Raw genomic sequence first — 23654 nt, forward strand, 5'->3', positions numbered from 1 at the left:
GGCCATCGATCATTGGCTAATCTAATGGCGTGCGACAGCCGTCACAAGCACGCCGGGGTCTTATAGGTTAGCGTGTTGCTGGGTGATCAGCGGATTTGATGAGCCGTGGTTGCGTCTGGCCTACCGGTCAACGCAAGCCTGCGCATCGGGTAGCTGCACTGGCGTCAGCACCGGCTTGCCGGAAAAGAACGCGTTCAGGTTCTCACCCACCAACTCCACCGTGGCGTGTGTCGCTTCCGGCGACAGGCCGGCCACGTGAGGCGTGAGCACGACATTGGGCAAGTGTTTCAGGGCGTCAGGCACTTCGGGCTCGTGATCGAACACATCCAGCGCAGCCCCGGCAATTCGCCGGTGTTCAAGGGCGCTGATGAGTTCGGTCGTGGCGACCACGCTGGCCCGGGCGATATTCACCAAGAAACCGTGGGGCCCCAGGGCATCGAGGGCTTGCTTGTTGATCAATTGGCGGGTGTCCAGGCCTCCGGGCGTGGCGACAATCAGGAAATCCGACACCCTGGCGAGCTCGGTGGGGGTGGCGCAGAAGGCGTAGGGAACATCGCTGCGCACGCGACGGTTGTGGTAGCTGACCTTCATGTCGAAACCTAGGGCGGCCCGCTTGGCAATGGCCATGCCCACGGCGCCGAGCCCCAGGATGCCCAGGTGCTTGCCCGCGAGGGAAGGGCGCATGGTTCGCGGCCACTCGCCACGGCGCAGGGCCGCGTCGGATCGAGGCACATCGCGCACCAACGCCAGCAACAACGCCATGGCATGGTCGGCCACCGAGGAGGCACTGACCCCGGCACCGTTGGTGACGACGATGCCTCGCTCGCTGGCGGCTTGCAGGTCCACTTGCTCATAACCGGCGCCGATTACACAGATGATCCTGAGGTTTGGCAAAGCCGTCATTTCTTCAGCCGTCAAACCGAGGGGGCCACGGGTCAACACCGCGCTGAATCGGTCGCCGTGTTCGAAAATCGCTGTCTTGCGTTCGGCGGGCGTGGGCGCCAATTCCAAGTGATAACCCTGGCGCTCCAGGATTGGCAGGTATTCGTTGACGGTTTCAACCAGTACCAGAACGGTTGCGGTCATGCTGGGCTCCTGTAGGCGCTTTTCGATCATCGATATTCAACCTGATTGTAGGAGCCGGCGGGAGGGATGGCCTGGGCTTTTTTATGATCATTTGTCCTGCTGCGCTGTTCTTGTGGGGGCGAACTGGAAAACGCTGCTCCGCAGAACCGCTCCTCAGCTAAGTCTTTGCTTCTGCACGTTAATCCCGGACAATCGCGCCCCTGTTTCGGCCAGGGGCGCTGCCTGTCGGGTTTTTCCGACTCGTCCCGGCCGGGTGCATGTGACCGGAAAGCGGAGACCCGACCGGATGAATGATCAGGCCAACAGCGTCGAAGAGCGCTTTGAAACGACAGCCCCAGCCACCCTCAGCCAATGGAGTCGCCAAGACACGACCTGGATGCTGGGCCTGTTTGGCACCGCCATTGGTGCCGGCACGCTGTTCTTACCGATCAATGCCGGCCTTGGCGGTTTCTGGCCGCTGCTGGTGCTGGCGGTGCTGGCGTTCCCCATGACGTTCTATGCGCATCGGGGCTTGACCCGTTTTGTATTGTCCGGCCGCGACGGCGCGGACATCACCGAGGTGGTGGGAGAGCATTTCGGTATCAAGGCCGGTGCGCTGATCACGCTGTTGTACTTCTTCGCCATCTTCCCGATCTTGCTGATCTACAGCGTGGCGCTGACCAACACGGTCGGCAGTTTTCTGGAACACCAGCTGCACGTGCAGCCGCCGCCCCGGGCCTTGTTGTCGCTGATGCTCATCCTCGGCCTGCTGGCCGTGGTCCGCTGCGGCGAGCAGGTCATCGTCAAGGCCATGAGCCTGATGGTCTATCCCTTTATCGTGGCGCTGTTGTTTCTGGCGGTGTTCCTGGTGCCCCATTGGAACGGCGGGATCCTGAGCACGGCGTCGACGGTGCCGCAGCCTTCGGCGTTGCTGCATACCTTGTGGCTGGCGATTCCGGTGATGGTGTTCTCATTCAACCATTCGCCGATCATCTCGGCATTCGCAGTGGACCAGAAACGCCGCTACGGCAATGACGCTGAAAAGCGCAGTGCGCAAATCCTGTCGCGCGCCCATGTGCTGATGGTCGTAATGGTGCTGTTCTTCGTGTTCAGCTGCGTGCTGACCCTGTCCCCGGCACAACTGGCCGAGGCCAAGGCGCAGAACCTGTCGATCCTGTCGTACCTGGCCAACCACTTCAGCAACCCGACCATCGCCTTCGCGGCGCCGTTGATTGCTTTCGTGGCGATCGCCAAATCCTTCCTCGGGCATTACATCGGCGCCAGCGAAGGCCTCAAGGGCTTGATCGTCAAGAGCGGCCGCCGCCCAGCCCCCAAGACCCTGGACCGCCTCACGGCAGCGTTCATGCTGGTGGTGTGTTGGGTTGTCGCCACTCTCAACCCAAGCATCCTGGGCATGATCGAAACCCTGGGCGGCCCGGTGATCGCGGCAATTCTGTTCCTGATGCCGATGTACGCCATCCGCAAGGTCCCGGCCATGGCTCGCTATCGCGGACAAGCGTCGAATGTTTTTGTGGTAGCGGTGGGTTTGGTGGCGATTACTGCGTTGGTCTATTCCCTCTTGGCCTGACCTTTTTTTGTGGGAGCAAGCTTGCTCCGGGCGGCGTTCCCGCGAAAGCGGCGAGTCAGCTTTCATCAAATCCCAAGCATAAAAAAACGCCGCCCCTCGTGAGAGGGGCGGCGTTTTTAGGCGGGCGTCTTAAGCGTTACGCTTGGACGACCGGGATGTTGGCGTTTGCAGCCGCTTCACGGAACTCGGCGATCTGGTCGAAGCTCAGGTAGCGGTACACGTCCGCTGCCATGCTGTCGATCTTGCCGGCGTATTCCATGTACTCCTCGACGGTCGGCAGGCGACCCAGGATGGACGCTACGGATGCCAGTTCGGCCGAGGCCAGATAGACATTCGCGCCGTCACCCAGACGGTTCGGGAAGTTACGGGTCGAAGTCGACACCACGGTGGAGTTCGGCTCGACGCGTGCCTGGTTACCCATGCACAGCGAGCAGCCTGGCATTTCCATCCGAGCACCGGCCTTGCCGTAGATGCCGTAGTAGCCTTCTTCGGTCAGTTGGTGAGCGTCCATCTTGGTCGGTGGCGACAGCCACAGACGGGTTGGCAGCTGACCCTTGACCTGATCCAGCAGTTTACCGGCAGCGCGGAAGTGACCGATGTTGGTCATGCACGAACCGATGAACACTTCGTCGATCTTCTCGCCAGCAACGCTGGACAACAGACGGGCGTCGTCCGGGTCGTTCGGCGCGCAGAGCACAGGCTCGCTGATGTCGGCCAGATCGATTTCGATGACTTCGGCGTATTCGGCGTCGGCATCGGCTTCCATCAGTTGCGGGTTGGCGATCCAGGCTTCCATCGCTTGGGCGCGACGTTCCAGGGTACGCGCATCGCCGTAGCCTTCGCCGATCATCCAGCGCAGCAGGGTAATGTTGGACTGCAGGTACTCGGTGATCGACTCTTTCGACAGCTTGATGGTGCAACCGGCAGCCGAACGTTCGGCCGAGGCGTCGGACAACTCGAACGCCTGCTCCAGGGTCAAGCCTTCCAGGCCTTCGATTTCCAGGATGCGGCCGGAGAAGGCGTTTTTCTTGCCTTTCTTCTCGACGGTCAGCAGACCGTTCTGGATAGCGAAGTAAGGAATGGCATGAACCAGGTCACGCAGGGTGATGCCAGGTTTCATCTTGCCTTTGAAGCGCACCAGGATCGATTCCGGCATGTCCAGCGGCATGACGCCGGTGGCAGCGGCGAACGCGACCAGGCCGGAACCGGCCGGGAACGAGATGCCCATCGGGAAACGGGTGTGCGAGTCGCCACCGGTGCCCACGGTGTCTGGCAGCAGCATGCGGTTGAGCCACGAGTGGATGATGCCGTCGCCCGGACGCAGGGAAACGCCGCCGCGGGTCATGATGAAGTCAGGCAGGGTGTGGTGGGTGGTGACGTCGATCGGCTTTGGATAGGCCGCGGTGTGGCAGAAGGACTGCATCACCAGGTCAGCCGAGAAGCCCAGGCACGCCAGGTCTTTCAGTTCGTCACGGGTCATGGGACCTGTGGTGTCCTGGGAACCCACGGTGGTCATTTTCGGTTCGCAGTAGGTGCCAGGACGAACGCCTTGGCCTTCTGCCAGTCCGCAAGCCTTGCCGACCATCTTCTGCGCCAGGGTGAAACCCTTGGTGCTTTCAGCAGGCGCTTCAGGCTTCTTGAACAGGTCGAACGGTGGCAGGCCCAGTTCGGCGCGAGCCTTCTCGGTCAGGCCCCGGCCGATGATCAGCGGAATGCGGCCACCAGCGCGGACTTCGTCCAACAGCACCGGGGTCTTCATTTCGAAGGTGGTGATGACTTCGTCGGTGCCGTGCTTGCAGACTTTGCCGGCGTGCGGGTACAGGTCGATCACGTCACCCATGTTCATGTTCGACACGTCGAACTCGATCGGCAGTGCGCCGGCGTCTTCCATGGTGTTGTAGAAGATCGGTGCGATCTTGCTGCCGAAGCAGAAACCGCCTGCGCGCTTGTTCGGCACGTAGGGGATGTCGTCGCCAAAGAACCACAGCACCGAGTTGGTGGCCGATTTACGCGAGGAGCCGGTACCCACCACGTCGCCGACGTAGGCGATCGGGAAGCCCTGGCCGCGCATTTCTTCGATCTGCTTCATCGGGCCGGTCTTGCCTTGCTCGTCCGGAACGATGCCGTCACGGGCCATTTTCAGCATGGCGAGGGCGTGCAGCGGGATGTCAGGACGCGACCAGGCGTCCGGGGCAGGGGACAGGTCGTCGGTGTTGGTTTCGCCGGTGACCTTGAACACGCGCAGGCTGATCTTGTCGGCCAGCACCGGGCGCTTCTTGAACCACTCGCCGTCAGCCCAGGATTGCAGCACGGCCTTGGCGTGAACGTTGCCGTTCTTGGCTTTTTCAGCCACGTCGTGGAAGGCGTCGAACATCAGCAGGGTGTGCTTGAGTTCTTCGGCGGCGACTGGCGCCAGCTCGGCGTCGTCCAGCAGCTCGACCAGGGTCACGATGTTATAGCCACCCTGCATGGTGCCGAGCAGTTCTACAGCGCGCTTCTTGTCCAACAGAGGGGATTGGGCCTGGCCCTTGGCCAGGGCGGACAGGAAGCCGGCCTTGACGTAGGCGGCTTCGTCGACGCCTGGCGGAACACGATTGGTGATCAGGTCAACGAGGAAGGCTTCTTCGCCAGCCGGAGGATTCTTCAGCAGCTCGATCAGGCCTGCGGTTTGTTCGGCGTTAAGCGGCTGGGGAACGATACCCAGGGCTGCACGCTCTTCGATATGTTTGCGGTAGGCTTCAAGCACAGTTATTACCCTCATCAGTGGTCCCAAATGGGTGTCCGGGACGCTCATCCAGAAACTCACGGCACTCATGCGCGACAGGGGCTTTTTGGGCCTCCACGCCAGAGTTGACGGAGTTCCTCACAGAAGCTGCTTTCAAAGTTTTACGCCTGCAGAACGGGGAGCTGATGAGGGTTGGCGTTGGGCTTTCCCCGCTGGAAAGACCCTTCGCCAACACCGCTCTGAAGGAACGACTGTGCTCGTGACGCTTTGAAAACAGCTTCTAACGGACATTGGCGCCTTAAAAGGCTGGCTGATTCTACGGGAAAAAAAAATTAAAGGTAAGTTGGGCTTCCAGGTTTGAGGGGTGATCAATCTTAGACAAAGGGCTAACATGCCCGTCTGTCCTGTTTTTGCGTGTGCGTTGCCTTATGCCCAACCAGCTCATCAAGACCCCCTGCGTCGGCCTCTGTTCCACTGTCTACGGTGACCTGGTCTGCCGTGGCTGCAAGCGGTTCCACCATGAAGTGATCCACTGGAACGGCTACAACGAGGAAGAAAAACGCGCGGTGTGGATGCGGCTCGAGCAACTGCTGGTGCAGGTAATGGTGGCGAAGCTGGAGGTTTTCGACCCGGCGTTGCTGCGTCAGCAACTGGAGGCGCGCAAGATCCGCTTCGTGCCGCACCAATCGGAATATTGCTGGGCCTATCAACTGATCGCCCGGGGCGCGCGGGTGATCAATAACCTGGAAGCGTACGGCATGGTCCTGTTGCCGGAGTTTCGCGATTGGGACCTGCCGGACCTGCGAGATGCCATTGATCGGGAATTCTTCCTCCTGTCCGAAGCGCATTACCAACGTTATATCGCGCCGGGGTTCCTCAAGGATGCGATGGACGGCTGACAGCCTGTCATTCGGACCAGATAGCTTTTGTGGCGAGGGAGCAAGCTCCCTCGCCACGGAAACTCGGCTGAATCCACAAAGCCTCAACCCTTGTACGCCAACTCCACCAGGTGGTCTTCGACTTCCTGTGGCTTGAGCACCAGCACATCGCTTTCCAGCGCATCGAGCACGGCTTCGGCGGTATTGCCGATCAACACGCCTGACAAGCCGGAGCGCGCCACGGTGCCAATCACGGTGACCGCGGCCTGAAGCTTGTGGGCCATGTAGGGAATCAATACGTCCGCCGGGCCTTCCTGGATGTGCAGATGCTGGTCATCGATGTCGAACTCGGCCTGGAACGCCCGGCATTGTTCGCGATAACGCGCTTCGATGGTTTCCTTGAGCTGGAAGGTCGGGTCGGCCGACGAGAGCATCGGTGACGGGTGGGCGCTGATTACATGCAGGTGCGCCTTGGCCAGGAGGGCAATGTCATAGCCGTGATCGATGATGGTCGAGTGCAGGTGACGATGCTCGCCATCGGCATTGCCGACATCGACTGCCGCCAGGATGACCCGGTCTTTCCAGGAACCGCACGTCTTGACCAGCAGCACCGGAGTCGGGCAATGGCGCAGCAACTTCCAGTCCGCCGGGGTCAGCAGGGCTTTTTTCAATGGGCTGTCCGGGAAGTGTTGCTTGATGACCAGGCCACAGCCTTCGGCCTGCTGCACGTCGATGATGGTTTCGTAGAGGCTTTCGTTCCAGGCCTGTTCGGTGGTGACGCTATAGCCGTCGGCCAGCAATGCGCTTTTCAGCACGCTGAGCAGGCCGGCATGATCGTGGTGTTTGTCGCATGCCAGCAGATGCAGATGAGCCTGGGTTACCCCGGCGATCAATTTGGCGCGCTTGAGCGCAAGGCTTTCCGAATGTTCGGGTTCGATGACCACCAGGATGCTGCGAATGGCTTGCATGATCGGCGTCTCCAGCAATAAAGAGGCATGGCGTTGCTCAACTATAGTTGCTATGGATGGCGCGTCGACTTGATGCATATCAATCGGTGTGACTGGTGGTCTGGAGGCAGGCCGGTATAATCGGCGCCCTTTGCTCGACTACCTTTTCCGTGAGCCCCATGATCCTTCCCGAAATTCACGAGTTCCTCGGCTGCCGCACCCCCGATGCCTGGGTCCAGGCTGCGCTGGCCGATCAGGAAACGCTGCTGATCGACCACAAGAACTGCGAGTTCAAGGCCGCCAGCACCGCCCTGAGCCTGATCGCCAAGTACCATTCCCATGTAGATTTGATCAACATGATGTCGCGCCTGGCCCGGGAAGAGCTGGTGCATCATGAGCAGGTCATGCGCCTGATGAAAAAACGCAAGGTAGGTCTTCGCCAGCTCTCTGCCGGGCGCTATGCCTCGGGCTTGCGCAAAGTGGTGCGCAGCCACGAGCCGGTGAAACTGGTGGACACCCTGGTGGTCGGCGCCTTCATCGAAGCCCGCAGCTGCGAGCGATTCGAGGCGCTGGTGCCGCATCTGGACGAGGAACTCGGCAAATTCTATTTCGGCTTGCTGAAAAGTGAGGCCCGGCACTTCCAGGGTTATCTGAAGCTGGCTTATCAGTATGGAGACGCCAAGGACATCGCCCAGGTGATCGACAAGGTTCGCGAGGCCGAGCGCGAGCTGATCGAGTCGCCGGATGGGGAGTTCCGGTTCCACAGCGGCGTGCCGGCCTAACGGGTCAAACCCAACCGTTCATGCCACTGGGCAATCGATTCCTCGGGATATACCTCGAACTGCTGGTCGCCCGGATGCGCCTCGACTTCCACCCACGGCGCCTTGGAACCCAGCATCAGGTGGGTGTGCTCCGGCGGTACCGGCAACGGCGTGTCGATGACTGAGGCAAACGGATGGATCAGCTCCGGCCACTCGGGGCTGAACAACCACAACCCCGAACCACAAAGCGAACAGAAATGCCGTTCGGCGCTGCTGCGATGGGCGCGTTTATCGCCTTCATCCTTGAGTCGCGCATGGTAGACCGTGATGTGCTTGCGGCCTTGCACCTTGAGACTCTTCGCATCGCCCCCCAGGTTGACCGCAAAACCGCCGCCGCCCTGGGTCTTGCGACAGATCGAACAATAGCAGCGCTGGTAAGGGTAGGGATGGGTGCTGTCCAGGCTGAACGAAACGGCGCCGCAGTGGCAGGATCCTTCGAGGTGCATGGGGGAACCTCCGGTTAGGGACTGAATAATCTGGACAACCTCGATGGGGTGATGTTCTCAACTTTTGAGTTGATGCGCCGACGTCAGTGGAAGAGCTTGCCGGCGATGAACGATCATGCGGACTTGATTTTGGGCACCCGCCACAAATACCAAGCCGCCACCGTCCGATAAGGACTCCAGGCCTGGCCGATAGCGATGATCTGCCGGCGATTCGGCTGAGTCTCCAGACCTTTTAGCCGTCGATATCCTTCGCGAACCCCAAAGTCATCCGCCGGCAAGACATCCACTCGTTCCAGGCTGTAGATCAACAGCATCTCCACGGTCCAGCGCCCGACGCCGCGCAGGCTGACCAGGCGCTCGATCAGTGCTTCATCGTCCATGGCCCGGGCCGTGGCGTAATCCGGCACGATCCCATCCAGTGTCGCCTGGGCGATGCCCTGGAGGGTCGCGAGCTTGCTCGCGGAGAATCCGCAACTGCGCAGTAGCGTGCTGTCTGTTGCCAACAGTTGTTCGGGGGCGGGAAACGCGGCGGGGGCAAACAGCGCGACAAGCCGCCCGAGAATGGCGTCCCCGGCCTTGGCGTGCAGTTGTTGGTAGGCAATCGCCCGCACCAGTGCCTCATAGGGATCGCGGGCCGGCTTGGGTTGCAGCAGGCACGGGCCGACGGACGCGATGTGACGCCGCCAGTCTTCGTCAAGATTGGCCAGGAAAGTACTCGCTTCGTCGTAAGGCGTGCTCATCCGGATCTCTGTTCGGGGCTGATCAAAACGCCAAGGGCAACGAAACCTGCACCGCGGCTTTTTCCAGCCGCAACAGAAACGCCTTGCGCGGCTGGCCGCCACCGTAACCGGTCAGCGCGCCGTCCGCGCCGATCACCCGATGGCAGGGAATGACGATCGCCAGGCGATTCTGCCCGTTGGCCAAGCCCACGGCGCGGCTCGCGCCAGGGCTGCCCAGGGCGCAGGCGACGGCGCCGTAGCTGCGGGTTTCGCCATAGGGGATCTTTTGCAGTTCGGCCCAGACCCGGACTGCAAAGGCGCTGCCAGGCATGTGCAGCGGCACGTGGAAAGTCGTTTGTTTGCCGGCGAAATAATCCGCCAGTTCGGCTTCGATCTGTTGCAGATGAGCGTTATGCCCCGGGGCGACCGTGTAGCCGTAGCGTTGCTGCAGTTCTTCCAATTCTTTGGTCAAGGCCGGGCGGTCGAGAAATTCCAGCAGCACCAGTCCGCGACGTTCGGCCATGGCCAGCATCGGCCCCAGAGGGGTTGTCAGTCGGGTGAACAGCAACGGTTCGCTGAGGCCGGCGCGGCCGGGGGTGATATGAAAAGACTTCACGAACGCATCACGAAAACCGCTCAGGGATTCATAGCCGGAATCGAAAGCGGCGTTGTCGATCGAGGCGCCTTCCTTGATTCCGCCCAAGGCGATGCCCAGGCGCCGGGTCCGCAGGTAGGCGTGAAAAGTCATGCCGAAATGCTGTTTGAACCAGCGGCGCAGCTTCAGCGGTTCGATGCCCTGTTCGTGCAGCAGCGCATCGGTCCAGCGCACGTCGGGCCCGGCATCCACGGCTTTGAGCAGCGCCTGGATCCAGGCCGGTGCGATGGCCGCGGCATCCAATGGCTTGCAGCGCAGGCAGGCTCGATAGCCGGCCGACATGGCCTCGTCGGCGTGGGCGAAGAACTCCACGTTCTCTGGCTTCGGCTTGCGTGCCGTGCAGCTGGGACGACAGAAAATGCCGGTGGTCTTGACCGCGGTGAAAAATACCCCCTCGTAGGCGGTGTCTCGTTCGAGCATGGCGCGGACCATTTCGGCGTGGGGCGGGAGCAGCGAGTCTTGTAGGTTCATGGGAGGAGCATAGAACCGTGGCCCAAAGCCCTCCACCGAAAAATCGACAGTGAATTTGCCGATATCAATATTTCCAGAACACTGGCGTGAACAACACCAGCACCGTCAGGATCTCCAGGCGTCCCAGCAGCATGCCGAGGGTCAGCAGCCATTTCGCCGCGTCCGGCAGGGTCGAGAAGTTGCCGGCCGGGCCGATGATATTGCCCAGGCCCGGGCCGACGTTGCACACGGCGGTGGCGGCGCCGGTCAAGGCGGTCGTCCAATCCAGGCCGATCAGCGCGAGGCCCAGGGCGATGGCGCCGATGGTGATCGCGAAGAAGAACGAAAACGTCAGCAGCGAGCGAACGATTTCCTCGTCGATGGGGTGGTTGTTGTACTTCTTCTGGATCACCGCCCGGGGGTGGATCAGTTGCTTCAAGCTGCCCATCAACAGGACCTTGGCGACCTGAAACCGAAAGATCTTCAGGCCCCCGGCCGTGGACCCCGAACAGCCGCCGACGAACGTCAGGTAAAAGAACAGCAGCAGGGCGAAGCTGCCCCACAACGTGTAGTCCCCCAGGGCCACGCCAGTGGTTGTGACCACGGAGGTGACGTTGACCGCGACGATACGGACCGCGTCCCACCATGCATGGTCGCTGTTCAGGCTCAGCCAGGTGCCGACCCCGAGCCAGGTGACCACCAGAAAGCCTATGAACCCCCTGACTTGCTGGTCCTTGAGCAAGGCGCGCCGGTGGCCTCGCAATGTCGCCACATACAGCGTGAAGGGCAGCGCCCCCGCCATCATGACCACCACCGACACCCAATGGACCGCCGGTTGCGGCCAATGGGCGAGGGACGCATCGGAGGTGGAGAATCCTCCGGTGGAAATCAGCGACATCGCATGGTTGATCGCCTCGAAAGGCGTCATGCCGGCAAGCCACAGCGCCAACGTCGAGAGCGCGGTCAAGCCTACGTAGATCCACAGGATGTAGTTGGCCGCGACATGCGAGCGCGGCGTGACTTTCTCCGACCAATCCGAAGATTCGGTCTGGAACAGCCGCATGCCACCGACCCGCAATAACGGCAGGACCGCCACGGCCATGCCGATAAAGCCGATTCCACCAAGCCAGTGCAGCATCGAGCGCCATATCAACAGGCCGGGCGATGCCGTGTCCAAACCGGTCAGGATGGTCGAGCCGGTGGTGGTGATGCCGGACATGGTCTCGAAAAACGCATCGGTGTAGCTGATGTGCTGAATGAGCACCATTGGCAGGGCGGCGAACGCACAGACGAATACCCAACTGGCGGTGGTCAGCAGGTACATTTCCCGGGGCCGCATCTGGGCCTGTTCCGGTCTTCCACGGGCGACCAGTGCCACACCGCAGACAAAAGTGATCAGGCTCGACCAGAGAAACGCCGACAAGTCATCGTTGCGCTCGTAGAACATCAGCGTGAACAGCGGAATCGCCATGCTGACCGCGAGGGTGATCAGGAAAATCCCAAGGATGAAACCGATGAGACGCAGAACCGCTATGGACATGGATAACGCCTGATTCAAAAGCTGCACAGTATCGATTTGGCGAGTCGGTCAGCGCGTAAAGTTTGCGTAAAAAAAGAAGCGGGCGTGCTTGATGACGAAGGCAGTTTTCTTCAATACCCGTGCGGGCAACCCGTTTAACTTGGGGCCTCTTTCCTCAAACGAAGAAGATATGTGATGAGCTTGATATTATCCATGGCGACCTTTGCGCTGGTCGCGTCCATTACGCCGGGCCCGGTCAATATCGTGGCCCTCAGTTCCGGCGCTCGGTACGGTTTACGCGCCACCTTGCGCCACGTCGCCGGCGCCACCCTGGGGTTTGTCCTGCTGCTGGTCTTGATGGGGTTGGGGTTGCACGAAGTCTTGCAGCGCTGGCCGGGGCTCACCCGCGTGGTGCAACTGGCGGGGGTGGCGTTCCTGTTGTTCATGGCCTGGAAGCTGGCGATGGACAACGGCGAGCTGGGTGAGCGGGACGAAGGGCGCGCGCCGTCGATGATCTACGGCGCACTGATGCAGTGGCTCAACCCCAAGGCCTGGCTGGCCTGCGTGGCGGGGATGGGCGCTTTCGTCGCCGATGGCGAGGCATCGCTGGTGTGGCAGTTCGCGGCGATCTATTTGGTGATCTGCTACCTGTCCGTGGGCTGCTGGGCATACGCCGGCAGCTTCCTGCGTACCTGGCTGGGGAATCCGGTGACCATGCGCCTGTTCAATCGGGCCATGGCGGCGTTGCTGGTGGCGAGCGCGGTGTATCTGTTGTTGCCGTGAGCAACCCGTCCTTGGGGTTGGAACGCTGTCGGGGCGAGGGAGCTCGCTCCCGCTCGACTGCGCAGCGGTCGCCTGGAATCGAGGGCTACTCCGTAGCCCAGCGGGAGCAAGCTCCCTCGCCACGGGACGGGGCAGTGTCAGCCTCGGTATTGCCCGGGCGTGGCGGCCAGGTGTTGCTTGAATGCCCGTTGGAAATGCGCCTGGTCGGCAAAACCGCTTTGCAGCGCGACATCGGCAATCAACTTGCCCTCGCGCAATTGGCGACGGGCGAATTGGATCCGGCGATTGATCAGGAAAGCGTGGGGCGTCATACCGTAGTGACGCTTGAAGGCCCGGCTCAAGTAGGACGGCGAGAGCTGTGCAAACGCGCAGATATCCTCGAGCTTGAGGGCTTCGGTGCAATGGTCATGGATGAACTGCGCGGCCCGCATCAAAGCAGGGTGACTGCCCCGGTCCGGGCGCCCGGCCGGATTGAGCCGATGCTGGAGGTCGGTGAAAAACGCCTCGACGGCATCTTTTTTGGCGCGGGTATCGACCTGTTCATCCACCAGTATTTCGTAGAGCGCACACAGGCCGGAGAAAAGCGCGGCATCGCGGCTGTGGGTGGTGTCGAACGCCTGGAACTCCATGGACGGATCAAAGCCGATCCGCCGTTGCAGGTCCCTTAGCCATTGGGTATCGACATACAGCATCACGTAGGACCAGGGTTGATTGTCGATGGGATTGCAGGCGTGGACGTCGCCAGGATTCATCAGCACCACCGTGCCGCCCTCGACTTGGAAGCTCGACTGCTCATGCAGATACGTGCTGCGCCCGGCAGTGATCGCACCGATCGAGAAATGGTCGTGGGAGTGACGCGAATAACAGACCTTGCGCCCATCGGCGATGGCCCGGGCTTCGATGAAAGGCAGCGCCGCGTCGTGCCAGAAACGTGGGGCAGCGTCATGGTTGGCGGGCTTCATCGGTCGATGTCCTGTTTTGTTGGCTGTGCCTGAGTGTATTCGCCTGCGCCCAAAAATGCCCGTTCGAGATCGGTGCGGGTCTGGACGGGGTTGCAAGTTCGCTTCCACAGATAACGTGCAGAGCAAAAAAACGCCGCTTGACCTTTCCAGGCCAAGCGGCGTTTTTGTTGCAATGCGAAGATTATTCTTCGATGTTGCCCATGGCGGTGGTGTTGAAGCCGCCGTCCACGTACATGATTTCACCGCTGATGCCCGACGCCAGGTCAGAGCACAGGAAGGCGCCGGCGTTGCCGACTTCTTCGATGGTGACGTTGCGACGCAGCGGGGTTTGCGCTTCGTTGGCGGCCAGCATCTTGCGGAAATTCTTGATGCCGGAAGCGGCGAGGGTGCGGATCGGGCCGGCCGATACGCAGTTCACGCGGGTGCCGTCCGGGCCCAGGGAGCCGGCCAGGTAGCGAACGCCCGCTTCCAGGGAGGCCTTGGCCATCCCCATGACGTTGTAGTTCGGCATGGTGCGCTCGGCGCCCAGGTACGACAGGGTCAGCAGGCTGCCGTTGCGGCCTTTCATCATTTCACGGCCGGCTTTGGCCAGGGCCACGAAGCTGTAGGCGCTGATGTCGTGGGCGATGCGGAAGCCTTCGCGGGTGGTGGCTTCGGTGAAGTCGCCGTCCAACTGGTCGCCCGGGGCGAAGCCCACGGAGTGCACGATGCAGTCCAGGCCATCCCACTTCTTGCTCAGTTCTTCGAAGACCTTGGCGATTTCTTCATCGCTGGCCACGTCGCATGGGAAGCACAGCTCCGGGCTCGAACCCCAGCCTTGCGCGAACTCTTCGACACGACCCTTGAGTTTGTCGTTCTGATAAGTGAAGGCAAGCTCAGCGCCCTCGCGATGCATGGCGGCAGCGATGCCGGATGCGATGGACAGCTTGCTGGCGACACCGACGATCAGTACGCGCTTACCGGCGAGAAAACCCATGTGTTGCTCCTCTTTCAGGTTATTCGGCAGTTGTTGGGGCCAGGAAGGCGGCCTCCAGCAACTGCTGTGTATAGGGGTGTTGCGGCGCGGCGAATATGCTGCGGGCATCACCTTGTTCGACCACTTGGCCATGCTTGACCACCATCAATTGGTGGCTCAGCGCTTTGACGACAGCCAGGTCATGGCTGATAAACAGGTACGTCAGGTTGTACTTGGTTTGCAGCGACCGCAACAGCTCCACCACCTGGCGTTGCACGGTACGGTCCAGGGCCGACGTCGGCTCATCCAGCAGAATCAACGCCGGCTTGAGCACCAGGGCCCGGGCAATGGCGATGCGCTGCCGTTGCCCTCCGGAAAATTCATGGGGGTAGCGGTTCCGGGTTTCCGGGTCCAGGCCTACCTCCTTCAATGCCGCGATTATCGCTTGTTCCTGTTCTGCCGGGGTGCCGATCTTGTGGATCCGCAACCCTTCGCCGACGATCTGGCTCACACACATCCGTGGGCTCAGGCTGCCGAACGGGTCCTGAAACACCACTTGCATCTCCCGGCGCAGCGGCCGGACCTGCTGCTGTGACAGGCAGTCAAGCTGCTGGCCCTCGAAGCGGATCGCGCCCTGGCTGCCGATCAACCGCAAGATCGCCAGCCCCAGGGTCGACTTTCCGGAACCACTTTCGCCGACGATGCCCAAGGTCTGGCCCTGGGGCAGGCTGAAGCGGATTCCGTCCACCGCCTTGATGTAATCCACCGTACGCTTGAACACGCCTTTCTTGATCGGGAACCAGACTTTCAGGTCCTCGACCTGCAACAGCGGCGGGCCGACGACGTTGTTTGCCGGGTTGCCGCTGGGCTCGGCGGCCAGTAATTCCCGAGTGTACGGATGTTGCGGCGCGCGGAACAACTCTGCGCACGATGCCTGTTCGACGATGCAACCGCGCTGCATGACACATACGCGGTGCGCAATTCTTCGCACCAGGTTCAAATCGTGGCTGATAAGCAGCAGCGACATGCCCAGGCGTGCCTGCAAATCCTTGAGCAGTTCGAGGATTTTCAGCTGCACGGTGACGTCCAGCGCGGTGGTCGGTTCGTCGGCGATCAGCAGTTCCGGCTCATTGGCCAAGGCCATGGCGATCATCACCCGTTGCCGCTGGCCACCGGACAGTTCATGGGGCAGGGCCTTGAGGCGCTTGTGCGGATCAGGAATGCCGACCAGCTCCAACAGTTCAAGGGAGCGGCGGGTAGCGACCTTGCCAGTCAGGCCCTTGTGGATGCCGAGCACTTCGTTGAGCTGTTTTTCGATGCAGTGCAAGGGATTCAGCGACGTCATCGGCTCTTGGAAAATCATCGCGATCCGGTTGCCGCGAATATGGCGGATGGTTTTTTCCTTCAGGCCCAGCAGGTCCTGGCCCGCGTACTGGATGGTTCCGGTGGGATGATGGGCCAGCGGATAGGGCAGCAAGCGCAGGATGGAGTGGGCCGTCACCGACTTGCCCGAACCGCTTTCGCCCACCAGGGCCAGGGTTTCGCCTCGCTTGATGTCGAAGCTGACGCCTTCGACCACCCGCTGGCGGCGTTCGCCGACGACGAACTCCACCGCCAGGTCGCGTACTTCGATCAGATTGTCCTGGTTCATTTCACTTCCTCGGATCGAAGGCATCGCGAGCGGACTCGCCGATGAACACCAGCAGGCTCAGCATGATCGCCAGTACGGCGAACGCGCTGATGCCCAGCCACGGCGCCTGGAGGTTGGACTTGCCCTGGGCTACCAGCTCGCCCAGGGAAGGCGCGCCCGCCGGCAGGCCGAAGCCGAGGAAATCCAGGGCGGTGAGGGTGCCGATGGCGCCGGTGAGGATGAACGGCATGAACGTCATGGTCGAGACCATGGCGTTGGGCAGGATGTGGCGGAACATGATCGCGCCGTTCTGCATGCCCAATGCGCGAGCGGCGCGCACGTATTCCAGGTTGCGGCCGCGCAGGAACTCGGCGCGCACGACGTCCACCAGGCTCATCCAGGAAAACAGCAGCATGATGCCCAGTAGCCACCAGAAGTTGGGCTGGACGAAACTGGCGAGGATGATCAGCAGGTACAGCACCGGTAACCCGGACCAGATCTCCAGGAAGCGCTGGCCGGCCAGGTCCACCCAGCCACCGTAGAAACCCTGCAGGGCACCGGCGATCACCCCGATGATCGAGCTGAGCACCGTCAGCGTCAGGGCAAACAGCACCGAGATACGAAAACCGTAGATCACCCGCGCCAGCACATCGCGCCCCTGGTCATCGGTACCGAGCCAGTTCACCGAGGAGGGCGGCGCCGGTGCCGGGACTTTCAGGTCGTAGTTGATGCTCTGGTAGCTGAACGGAATCGGTGCCCACACCACCCAGGCGTCCTTGGCGGCCAGCAGCTCACGGATGTACGGGCTCTTGTAGTTGGCCTCCAGCGGGAATTCGCCGCCAAAGGTGGTCTCGGGGTAGCGCTTTAGGGCCGGGAAATACCAGCCGCCGTCGTAATGCACCACCAGCGGTTTGTCGTTGGCGATCAGCTCGGCGCCCAGGCTCAGCACGAACAGCACCAGGAACAGCCACAGCGACCACCAGCCGCGCTTGTTGGCTTTGAACAGTTCGAAACGGCGGCGATTGAGAGGGGACAGGTTCATCTCAATGCTCCCGGCTTTCGAAATCGATGCGCGGATCGACGAAGGTGTAGGTCAGGTCGCCAATCAATTTCACCACCAGCCCCAGCAAGGTGAAGATGAACAGTGTGCCGAATACCACGGGGTAGTCGCGGTTGATCGCGGCTTCGAAACTCATCAGGCCCAGGCCGTCGAGGGAAAAGATCACTTCCACCAGCAGCGAGCCGGTGAAGAAAATGCCAATGAAGGCCGAAGGAAAGCCGGCGATCACCAACAACATTGCGTTGCGAAACACATGGCCATACAGCACGCGGTTGCGGGTCAGGCCCTTGGCCTTGGCGGTGACCACATACTGCTTGTTGATTTCATCGAGGAAGCTGTTCTTCGTCAGCAGCGTCATGGTGGCGAAGTTGCCGATCACCAGCGCGGTCACTGGCAAGGCCAGGTGCCAGAAATAGTCGAGGATCTTGCCGCCCAGGGTCAGTTCATCAAAGTTGTTGGATGTCAGCCCACGCAGCGGGAACCAGTCGAAATAGCTGCCGCCGGCAAACACCACGATCAACAAGATGGCAAACAGGAACGACGGGATCGCATAGCCGACGATGATCGCCGAACTGGTCCACACATCGAAATGACTGCCGTGCCGCGTCGCCTTGGCGATCCCCAGGGGGATGGACACCAGGTACATGATCAGTGTGCTCCATAGCCCGAGGGAGATGGACACGGGCATCTTTTCCTTGATCAGGTCAATGACCTTGGCGTCGCGGAAGAAACTGTCACCGAAGTCCAGGCGGGCGTAGTTCTTGATCATGATCCACAGGCGCTCCGGGGCGGACTTGTCGAAGCCGTACATGCGCTCGATTTCCTTGACCAGCGCCGGGTCCAGGCCCTGGGCGCCGCGGTAGGAGGACGAACCTGCCACCGATACCTCGGCACCGCCGCCAGCGATGCGGCTGGTGGCGCCTTCGAACCCTTCGAGCTTGGCGATCATTTGCTCCACCGGGCCGCCGGGCGCGGCCTGGATGATGACGAAGTTGATCAGCAGGATGCCGAACAGCGTCGGGATGATGAGCAACAGCCGCCGAAAAATATAAGCCAGCATCGGGTTACTCCACACTCTCGGGAGCGGCGATTTGCTGCTCGATGACCTGCTTTTCTACCTCATCGGCTGGCTTGACCTCCGGCTTGACCCACCATGTAGTGGTGCCGATGTCATAGGTCGGCGTGACTTTCGGGTGGCCGATGTGGTTCCAGTAGGCCACGCGCCAGGTCTTGATGTGCCAGTTGGGAATTACGTAATAGCCCCATTGCAGGACCCGGTCCAACGCCCGGGCATGGGCCACCAGGCTCTTGCGCGAGTCAGCGTTGATCAACTGTTCCACCAGTTGGTCCACGGCAGGGTCCTTGAGGCCCATGGTGTTGCGGCTGCCGGGTTTGTCCGCAGCGGCCGACATCCAGAATTCGCGCTGCTCGTTTCCTGGCGAGCTGGATTGCGGAAAGCTGCCCACCACCATATCGAAGTCCCGCGAGCGCACGCGGGTGATGTATTGCGACACGTCGACGCGGCGGATCACAAGTTCAATGCCCAGGTCACTCAGGTTGCGTTTGAACGGCAGCAGGATCCGTTCGAATTCGGTCTGGGCCAGCAGGAACTCCAGCACCACCGGCTTACCTTGGGCATCGACCATCTTGTCATCGACGATGCGCCAGCCGGCTTCCTGCAACAGCTGATAGGCCTTGCGTTGCTGGTCGCGGATCATGCCGCTGCCGTCGCAGACCGAAGGTTGGAAGGCTTCGGTGAAGACTTGCTCGGGAATCTTGCCGCGCAAGGGTTCGAGAATCTTCAGCTCGTCTTCGCCTGGCAACCCGGTGGCGGCCATTTCCGAGTTCTCAAAATAGCTGCGGGTGCGGGCGTAGGCGCCGTTGAACAACTGCTTGTTGGTCCATTCGAAGTCCAACAGCAGGCTCAGGGCCTGGCGCACCCGTACATCCTGGAACACCGGGCGGCGCAGGTTGAAGATGAAGCCTTGCATGCCCGTAGGGTTGCCGTTGGGAATCTGTTCCTTGATCAGGCGGCCTTCGGTCACGGCGGGGATGTTGTAGGCGTTGGCCCAGTTCTTCGCGGTCATTTCCAGCCAGTAATCGAACTGTCCGGCCTTGAGGGCTTCCACCGCCACGGTGTTGTCGCGGTAATAGTCGGTGGTCAATAAGTCGAAGTTATAGAAACCGCGGTTCACCGGCAGGTCCTTGCCCCAATAATCCTTCACCCGCTCATAGCGGATCGAACGTCCGGCCTTTACTTCGGTGACCTTGTAGGGCCCGCTGCCCAGGGGAATTTCCAGGTTGCCCTTGCTGAAATCGCGGCTGGCCCACCAATGCTTGGGCAATACCGGCAGTTGGCCGAGGATCAGCGGCAGTTCACGGTTATGGGTGTGCTTGAACTTGAACAGAACCTTGAGTGGGTCTTCGGCGATGACCTCGGCCACATCGTTGTAATAGCCGCGGAACATCGGCGCGCCATCCTTGGTCAGGGTCTCGAAGCTGAACACGACATCTTCGGCGCGCATGGGGTGGCCGTCGTTGAAGCGCGCTTCGGGGCGCAGGTAAAAGCGCACCCAGCCGTTGTCCGGCGCTTTCTCGATTTTTTCCGCGACCAGACCGTATTCGGTGAAGGGCTCATCCAGGCCTTGCTTGGCCAAGGTGTCGTAGATCAGGCCGATATCATCGGCAGGTACGCCTTTGCTGATGAATGGGTTGAGGCTGTCGAAGCTGCCAAAGCCACCCTGACGGAATATTCCGCCCTTGGGGGCATCGGGGTTCACGTAGTCGAAATGCTTGAAATTGGCCGGGTACTTTGGTGGCTCGTTGTACAAGGTCACGGCGTGCTGCGGCGCGGCGCAGGCCAGCCCGGCGAATAACAAACTGCCGGCCTGCAGAAGCAGGGCGCGTAGAGGCTTCATTGATCTTTCTCCGAAGATTTCAGCCACCACGCGCTCAGGCCCAGGGTGTAGGGCGGTGTGGTGACAAAGGCGAACCGGTTGCGATACGCCAGGCGATGGTAATTGATATACCAGTTGGGAATGCAGTAATGCTGCCACAGCAGGACCCGGTCCAGGGCCTTGCCGGCGGCGACTTGTTCGTCGCGGGTCTGGGCGGAGAGCAGTTTTTCCAGCAGATGGTCAACCACCGGATTGGCGATCCCTGCGTAGTTCTTGCTGCCCTTGATCCCGACCTGGCTGGAGTGGAAATACTGCCATTGTTCAAGGCCCGGGCTGAGGGTCTGGCCCAGGGTCAGCAAAATCATGTCGAAGTCGAACTGGTCCAATCGCTGCTTGTACTGGGCACGATCCACTGTGCGCACTCGGCCCTGGATGCCAATGCTGGCCAGGTTTTCGACGTAGGGCTGCAGGATGCGCTCCAGGTTCGGGTTGACCAGCAGGATCTCGAAGCGCAGGGGTTGGCCGGCGGCGTTGAGCAGGTGCTGGCCGTTGAGGGTCCAGCCGGCTTCCTTCAGCAGGCCAAGGGCCCTGCGCAGGGTTTCCCGGGGAATGCCGCGCCCGTCGGTTTGGGGCAGGCTGAAGGGCTCGGTCAGTAATCGAGGGGGCAGTTGTTCACGGTAAGGTTTGAGCAACAGCCACTCGTGGCCGACGGGCAGGCCAGTGGCGGAGAATTCGCTGTTGGGGTAATAGCTGAGGGTTCGTTTGTACGCGCCGCTGAACAGGGTGCGGTTGGTCCATTCGAAATCGAACATCAACCCCAGGGCTTCTCGGACCTTGACCTCGCCGAAGGTGGCGCGCCGGGTGTTCATGAACAGGCCCTGGGTCTGGGTCGGAATCTGGTGGGGAATCTGCGCCTTGATCACATCGCCACGGTTCACCGCCGGAAAGTTGTACCCGTTGGCCCAGTTCTTGGCCTGGTGCTCGATGTAGATGTCAAACTCACCGGCCTTGAAGGCTTCGAAGGCGACGCCGCTGTCTCGGTAGAAATCCACTTCCATTCGATCGACGTTGTACTTGCCACGATTGACCGGCAGATCCTTGCCCCAGTAGTCCTTGACTCGCTCGAACACCAATTGGCGACCTGGCTGCACTTTGGTGATGCGATAAGGCCCGCTGCCCAACGGCGGCTCGAAGGTGGTCGCCTTGAAATCGCGGTCTTTCCAATAATGCTGCGGCAACACCGGCAGCTCACCCAGGCGCAGGATCAGCAGCGGATTGCCCGAGCGCTTGAACACGAAGCGGATTCTCAGCGGATTGAGGACATCCACCCGCAGCACTTCCTGCAAATTGGTCCGGTATTGCGGATGGCCATCTTTGAGCAGCGTTCGGTAGGAAAACGCTACGTCATAGGCAGTGATCGGCACGCCATCATGAAAGCGCGCTTCGGGCCGCAGGTTGAACACCACCCAGCTGCGGTCCTCGCTGTACTCCACCGACTGGGCGATCAAGCCGTAACTCGACGTTGGCTCATCCCCTGAGGGCGCATATTGGCCAGTGCCTACCATGAGCGGTTCGTTCAGCTCATTGATGCCGTATTGCAGGAAGTTCGGCGTCGAAACCGGGCTGCTGCCCTTGAATGTATAGGGATTGAGGGTATCGAAGGTGCCAAACGCCATGATCCGCAAGGTGCCGCCCTTGGGCGCTTGCGGGTTGACCCAGTCGAAGTGGGTGAACCGGGCCGGGTATTTCAGCGTGCCGAACTGCGCATAGCCATGGCTTTCGCTGATGGTAGCGTCGGCGGCAGGGCTCGATGCCAGGCTGATCAGGAGCAGGAGGAGGGGGCGTATCAAGTCTGGGATCCGATCCAGGCGGCTTGGGCATTTATGGCCTGTACAGTAACAGCTTGTATGGGCGGGAAAAAGGCGGTGGGCCAAAGCCTCTCAGATTAGGCGAAGCCGGGGCGAGCATGCATTCGTGGCGAGGGAGCAAGCTTCCTCGCCACGAATGCTGCTCGGGCACAGCCCTTCAGCCATCGATAAGCTTAGTGCGGGGAATAGACCGTCAACATCTGCCCAGGCTTGAGCGCCTTGCCCATGCGCGGGTTCCAGCGCTTGAGGTGCTGCATTTCGACATTGAAGCGCTTGGCGACGACGTACAGCGAGTCACCCTGCTTGACCTTGTATTGGGTCTGCTTCTTTTGTTCCTTGCCCTTGGCGGCCACGACGGTGTTGATGCGCTTGCCGCGGGCCTTGGTGGCCTTGACGTCCTGCATCACCAACGTTTGACCGACCTTGAGCTTGTTGCCGCTGAGCTTGTTCCAGCGCTGCAAGTCCTTGGTCTGGACCTTGTTGGCCTTGGCGATCTGGGCCAGGTTGTCGCCGCGCTTGACGCGGTAGGTGCGCCTTGCGCCTTCCACTTCGCTGTCATCGGCGGTCTCGAAGACTGGCTTGAGCGAGCGAGGGCTGATCAGTTCTTCCGGGCGCATGGTCGACAGGCTGGCGGTCAGCAGTTGCGCCTTGGAGGTCGGCACCAGCAGGTGCTGCGGGCCGTCGATGGTGGTGCGCTGCTTGAAGGCCGGGTTGAGCTGGAACAGCTCGTCCTCGTCGATGTTCGCCACCGCCGCGACCTTCGACAGGTCCATGCGCTGGTTGATCTCGACGACCTGGAAGTACGGCTCGTTGGCGATCGGGTTGAGGTTCACGCCATAGGCGTCCGGAGCCAACACGACCTGGGACAGCGCGAGCAGCTTGGGCACGTAGGCCTGTGTTTCGCTGGGCAGCGGCAGGTTCCAGTAGTCGGTGGGCAGGCCAAGCTTCTCGTTGCGCTCGATGGCGCGGCTGACCGTGCCTTCACCAGCGTTATAGGCCGCCAGTGCCAGCAACCAGTCACCGTTGAACATGTCGTGCAGGCGCGTCAGGTAGTCCATCGCGGCGGTGGTGGACGCGGTAATGTCACGACGGCCGTCGTAGAAGCGGGTCTGGCGCAGGTTGAAATAACGCCCGGTGGAAGGGATGAATTGCCACAGTCCCACTGCATTGGCCCGGGAATAGGCCATGGGGTTGTAGGCGCTTTCGATCACCGGCAACAGCGCCAGCTCCAGCGGCATGTTGCGTTCTTCAAGACGCTCGACGATGTAGTGGATATATAAGCTGCCGCGCTCGCCGGCATTTTCCAGGAATGAAGGGTTGCTGGCGAACCACAAACGCTGCTGCTCGATGCGCGGGTTGACGCCGGCGGTTTCCTGGAGCTGGAAGCCCTGGCGCATGCGTTCCCACACATCCTGGGGCACCTGGGGGGTAGGCTTTTCCGTGAGCCACACAGGTTTTTGCTTGGCCCGCGCGGCGACATTCGGCTTATGCGCAGCATCGCTCTGTGGCACCTGGCCGGTGCTCTGACAGCCCGCCAGCGTGGCGGACACTGCCACCGCGATGGCCTGGGCCAAGCGGGTCAGTGTGTCTGACTGGACGGACCTGCGAATAGATGACGACATTGGCTGGAAGTAAGTTCCGGGCAAAAATGTCGGCCGATTCTAGGAAGCGCACCCCAGCAGGTCA

Annotated in this window: 19 protein-coding genes; 4 read left to right on the forward strand and 15 right to left on the reverse strand. The window is 61.1% G+C overall.

Annotated elements, in window-relative coordinates; all coding sequences use genetic code 11:
• Nucleotides 1-120 precede the first annotated feature (120 nt).
• On the reverse strand, nucleotides 121-1086 hold the full coding sequence (locus tag J3P81_RS10915; protein WP_434563715.1) for a 2-hydroxyacid dehydrogenase: 966 nt from the start codon (nucleotides 1084-1086) through the stop codon (nucleotides 121-123).
• 286 nt (nucleotides 1087-1372) lie between these two features.
• On the opposite strand from J3P81_RS10915, the gene J3P81_RS10920 reads away from it, so the two are divergent.
• Entirely contained in the window at nucleotides 1373-2653 is a 1281-nt protein-coding gene (locus J3P81_RS10920) for a serine/threonine transporter (protein WP_434563717.1), read from the forward strand.
• 136 nt (nucleotides 2654-2789) lie between these two features.
• Here the strand turns inward: J3P81_RS10920 and acnB are convergent, their stop codons facing one another.
• On the reverse strand, nucleotides 2790-5399 hold the full coding sequence (gene acnB, locus J3P81_RS10925; RefSeq protein WP_249877324.1) for a bifunctional aconitate hydratase 2/2-methylisocitrate dehydratase: 2610 nt from the start codon (nucleotides 5397-5399) through the stop codon (nucleotides 2790-2792).
• A 407-nt stretch (nucleotides 5400-5806) separates the two neighbouring features.
• Between acnB and J3P81_RS10930 the strand changes: the two genes are divergently transcribed.
• Nucleotides 5807-6277 (forward strand): DUF1289 domain-containing protein, encoded by a 471-nt coding sequence (locus J3P81_RS10930; protein ID WP_420766577.1) that lies wholly within the window; start codon nucleotides 5807-5809, stop codon nucleotides 6275-6277.
• A gap of 83 nt (nucleotides 6278-6360) precedes the next feature.
• Here the strand turns inward: J3P81_RS10930 and J3P81_RS10935 are convergent, their stop codons facing one another.
• A complete protein-coding gene (locus J3P81_RS10935) occupies nucleotides 6361-7224 on the reverse strand; it encodes a universal stress protein (protein WP_420766576.1) in 864 nt (287 codons plus the stop codon).
• A gap of 158 nt (nucleotides 7225-7382) precedes the next feature.
• Here J3P81_RS10935 and J3P81_RS10940 point away from each other — a divergent pair, with 158 nt between their 5' ends.
• Nucleotides 7383-7985 carry a tRNA-(ms[2]io[6]A)-hydroxylase gene (locus tag J3P81_RS10940; protein WP_420766575.1) on the forward strand — a complete coding sequence of 201 codons (603 nt, stop codon included), beginning with the start codon at nucleotides 7383-7385 and terminating at the stop codon, nucleotides 7983-7985.
• Here J3P81_RS10940 and J3P81_RS10945 read toward each other — a convergent pair.
• The 4 genes from J3P81_RS10945 to J3P81_RS10960 all read right to left on the reverse strand — a co-directional run bounded on the left by J3P81_RS10945 (nucleotide 7982) and on the right by J3P81_RS10960 (nucleotide 11834).
• Nucleotides 7982-8470: a GFA family protein gene (locus J3P81_RS10945; protein ID WP_434563719.1), complete on the reverse strand. Its 489-nt coding sequence runs from the start codon at nucleotides 8468-8470 to the stop codon at nucleotides 7982-7984. The genes J3P81_RS10940 and J3P81_RS10945 overlap by 4 nt on opposite strands.
• A 113-nt stretch (nucleotides 8471-8583) precedes the next feature.
• A complete protein-coding gene (locus J3P81_RS10950; protein ID WP_434563721.1) occupies nucleotides 8584-9210 on the reverse strand; it encodes a DNA-3-methyladenine glycosylase family protein in 627 nt (208 codons plus the stop codon).
• Between the two features lie 22 nt (nucleotides 9211-9232).
• Nucleotides 9233-10315, reverse strand: a complete 1083-nt coding sequence (locus J3P81_RS10955; RefSeq protein WP_434563723.1) for a bifunctional transcriptional activator/DNA repair enzyme AdaA — start codon at nucleotides 10313-10315, stop codon at nucleotides 9233-9235.
• A gap of 64 nt (nucleotides 10316-10379) precedes the next feature.
• The gene (locus tag J3P81_RS10960; protein ID WP_434563725.1) at nucleotides 10380-11834 is read right to left on the reverse strand and encodes a TrkH family potassium uptake protein; all 1455 of its coding nucleotides are present in this window, start codon (nucleotides 11832-11834) and stop codon (nucleotides 10380-10382) included.
• A gap of 174 nt (nucleotides 11835-12008) precedes the next feature.
• Here J3P81_RS10960 and J3P81_RS10965 point away from each other — a divergent pair, with 174 nt between their 5' ends.
• Complete coding sequence (locus J3P81_RS10965) at nucleotides 12009-12596, forward strand: LysE family translocator (protein WP_420766570.1); 588 nt, start codon at nucleotides 12009-12011, stop codon at nucleotides 12594-12596.
• A gap of 137 nt (nucleotides 12597-12733) precedes the next feature.
• Here J3P81_RS10965 and J3P81_RS10970 read toward each other — a convergent pair whose 3' ends face one another.
• The 8 genes from J3P81_RS10970 to J3P81_RS11005 form a co-directional block, all read right to left on the reverse strand.
• Nucleotides 12734-13558 carry an AraC family transcriptional regulator gene (locus J3P81_RS10970; RefSeq protein WP_434563727.1) on the reverse strand — a complete coding sequence of 275 codons (825 nt, stop codon included), beginning with the start codon at nucleotides 13556-13558 and terminating at the stop codon, nucleotides 12734-12736.
• Between the two features lie 181 nt (nucleotides 13559-13739).
• Nucleotides 13740-14534, reverse strand: coding sequence for an enoyl-ACP reductase FabI (gene fabI, locus J3P81_RS10975; RefSeq protein WP_003202751.1), 795 nt, complete (start codon nucleotides 14532-14534; stop codon nucleotides 13740-13742).
• A 19-nt stretch (nucleotides 14535-14553) separates the two neighbouring features.
• A complete protein-coding gene (locus tag J3P81_RS10980; RefSeq protein ID WP_420766568.1) occupies nucleotides 14554-16164 on the reverse strand; it encodes an ABC transporter ATP-binding protein in 1611 nt (536 codons plus the stop codon).
• Nucleotide 16165: 1 nt separating this feature from the next.
• Nucleotides 16166-17185: an ABC transporter permease gene (locus J3P81_RS10985; RefSeq protein ID WP_434563729.1), complete on the reverse strand. Its 1020-nt coding sequence runs from the start codon at nucleotides 17183-17185 to the stop codon at nucleotides 16166-16168.
• A gap of 1 nt (nucleotide 17186) precedes the next feature.
• Nucleotides 17187-18263: a microcin C ABC transporter permease YejB gene (locus J3P81_RS10990; protein ID WP_420766566.1), complete on the reverse strand. Its 1077-nt coding sequence runs from the start codon at nucleotides 18261-18263 to the stop codon at nucleotides 17187-17189.
• A gap of 4 nt (nucleotides 18264-18267) precedes the next feature.
• Nucleotides 18268-20121, reverse strand: a complete 1854-nt coding sequence (locus J3P81_RS10995; RefSeq protein WP_434563731.1) for an extracellular solute-binding protein — start codon at nucleotides 20119-20121, stop codon at nucleotides 18268-18270.
• Nucleotides 20118-21947, reverse strand: a complete 1830-nt coding sequence (locus tag J3P81_RS11000) for an extracellular solute-binding protein (protein WP_434564098.1) — start codon at nucleotides 21945-21947, stop codon at nucleotides 20118-20120. Before J3P81_RS11000 ends, J3P81_RS10995 begins: the two co-directional genes overlap by 4 nt.
• 194 nt (nucleotides 21948-22141) lie before the next feature.
• Complete coding sequence (locus J3P81_RS11005) at nucleotides 22142-23590, reverse strand: transglycosylase SLT domain-containing protein (protein WP_420766564.1); 1449 nt, start codon at nucleotides 23588-23590, stop codon at nucleotides 22142-22144.
• Nucleotides 23591-23654: the final 64 nt, after the last annotated feature.

It is taken from the genome of Pseudomonas sp. R1-6, assembly GCF_051132115.1.
In the GTDB taxonomy this organism is placed as follows: domain Bacteria; phylum Pseudomonadota; class Gammaproteobacteria; order Pseudomonadales; family Pseudomonadaceae; genus Aquipseudomonas.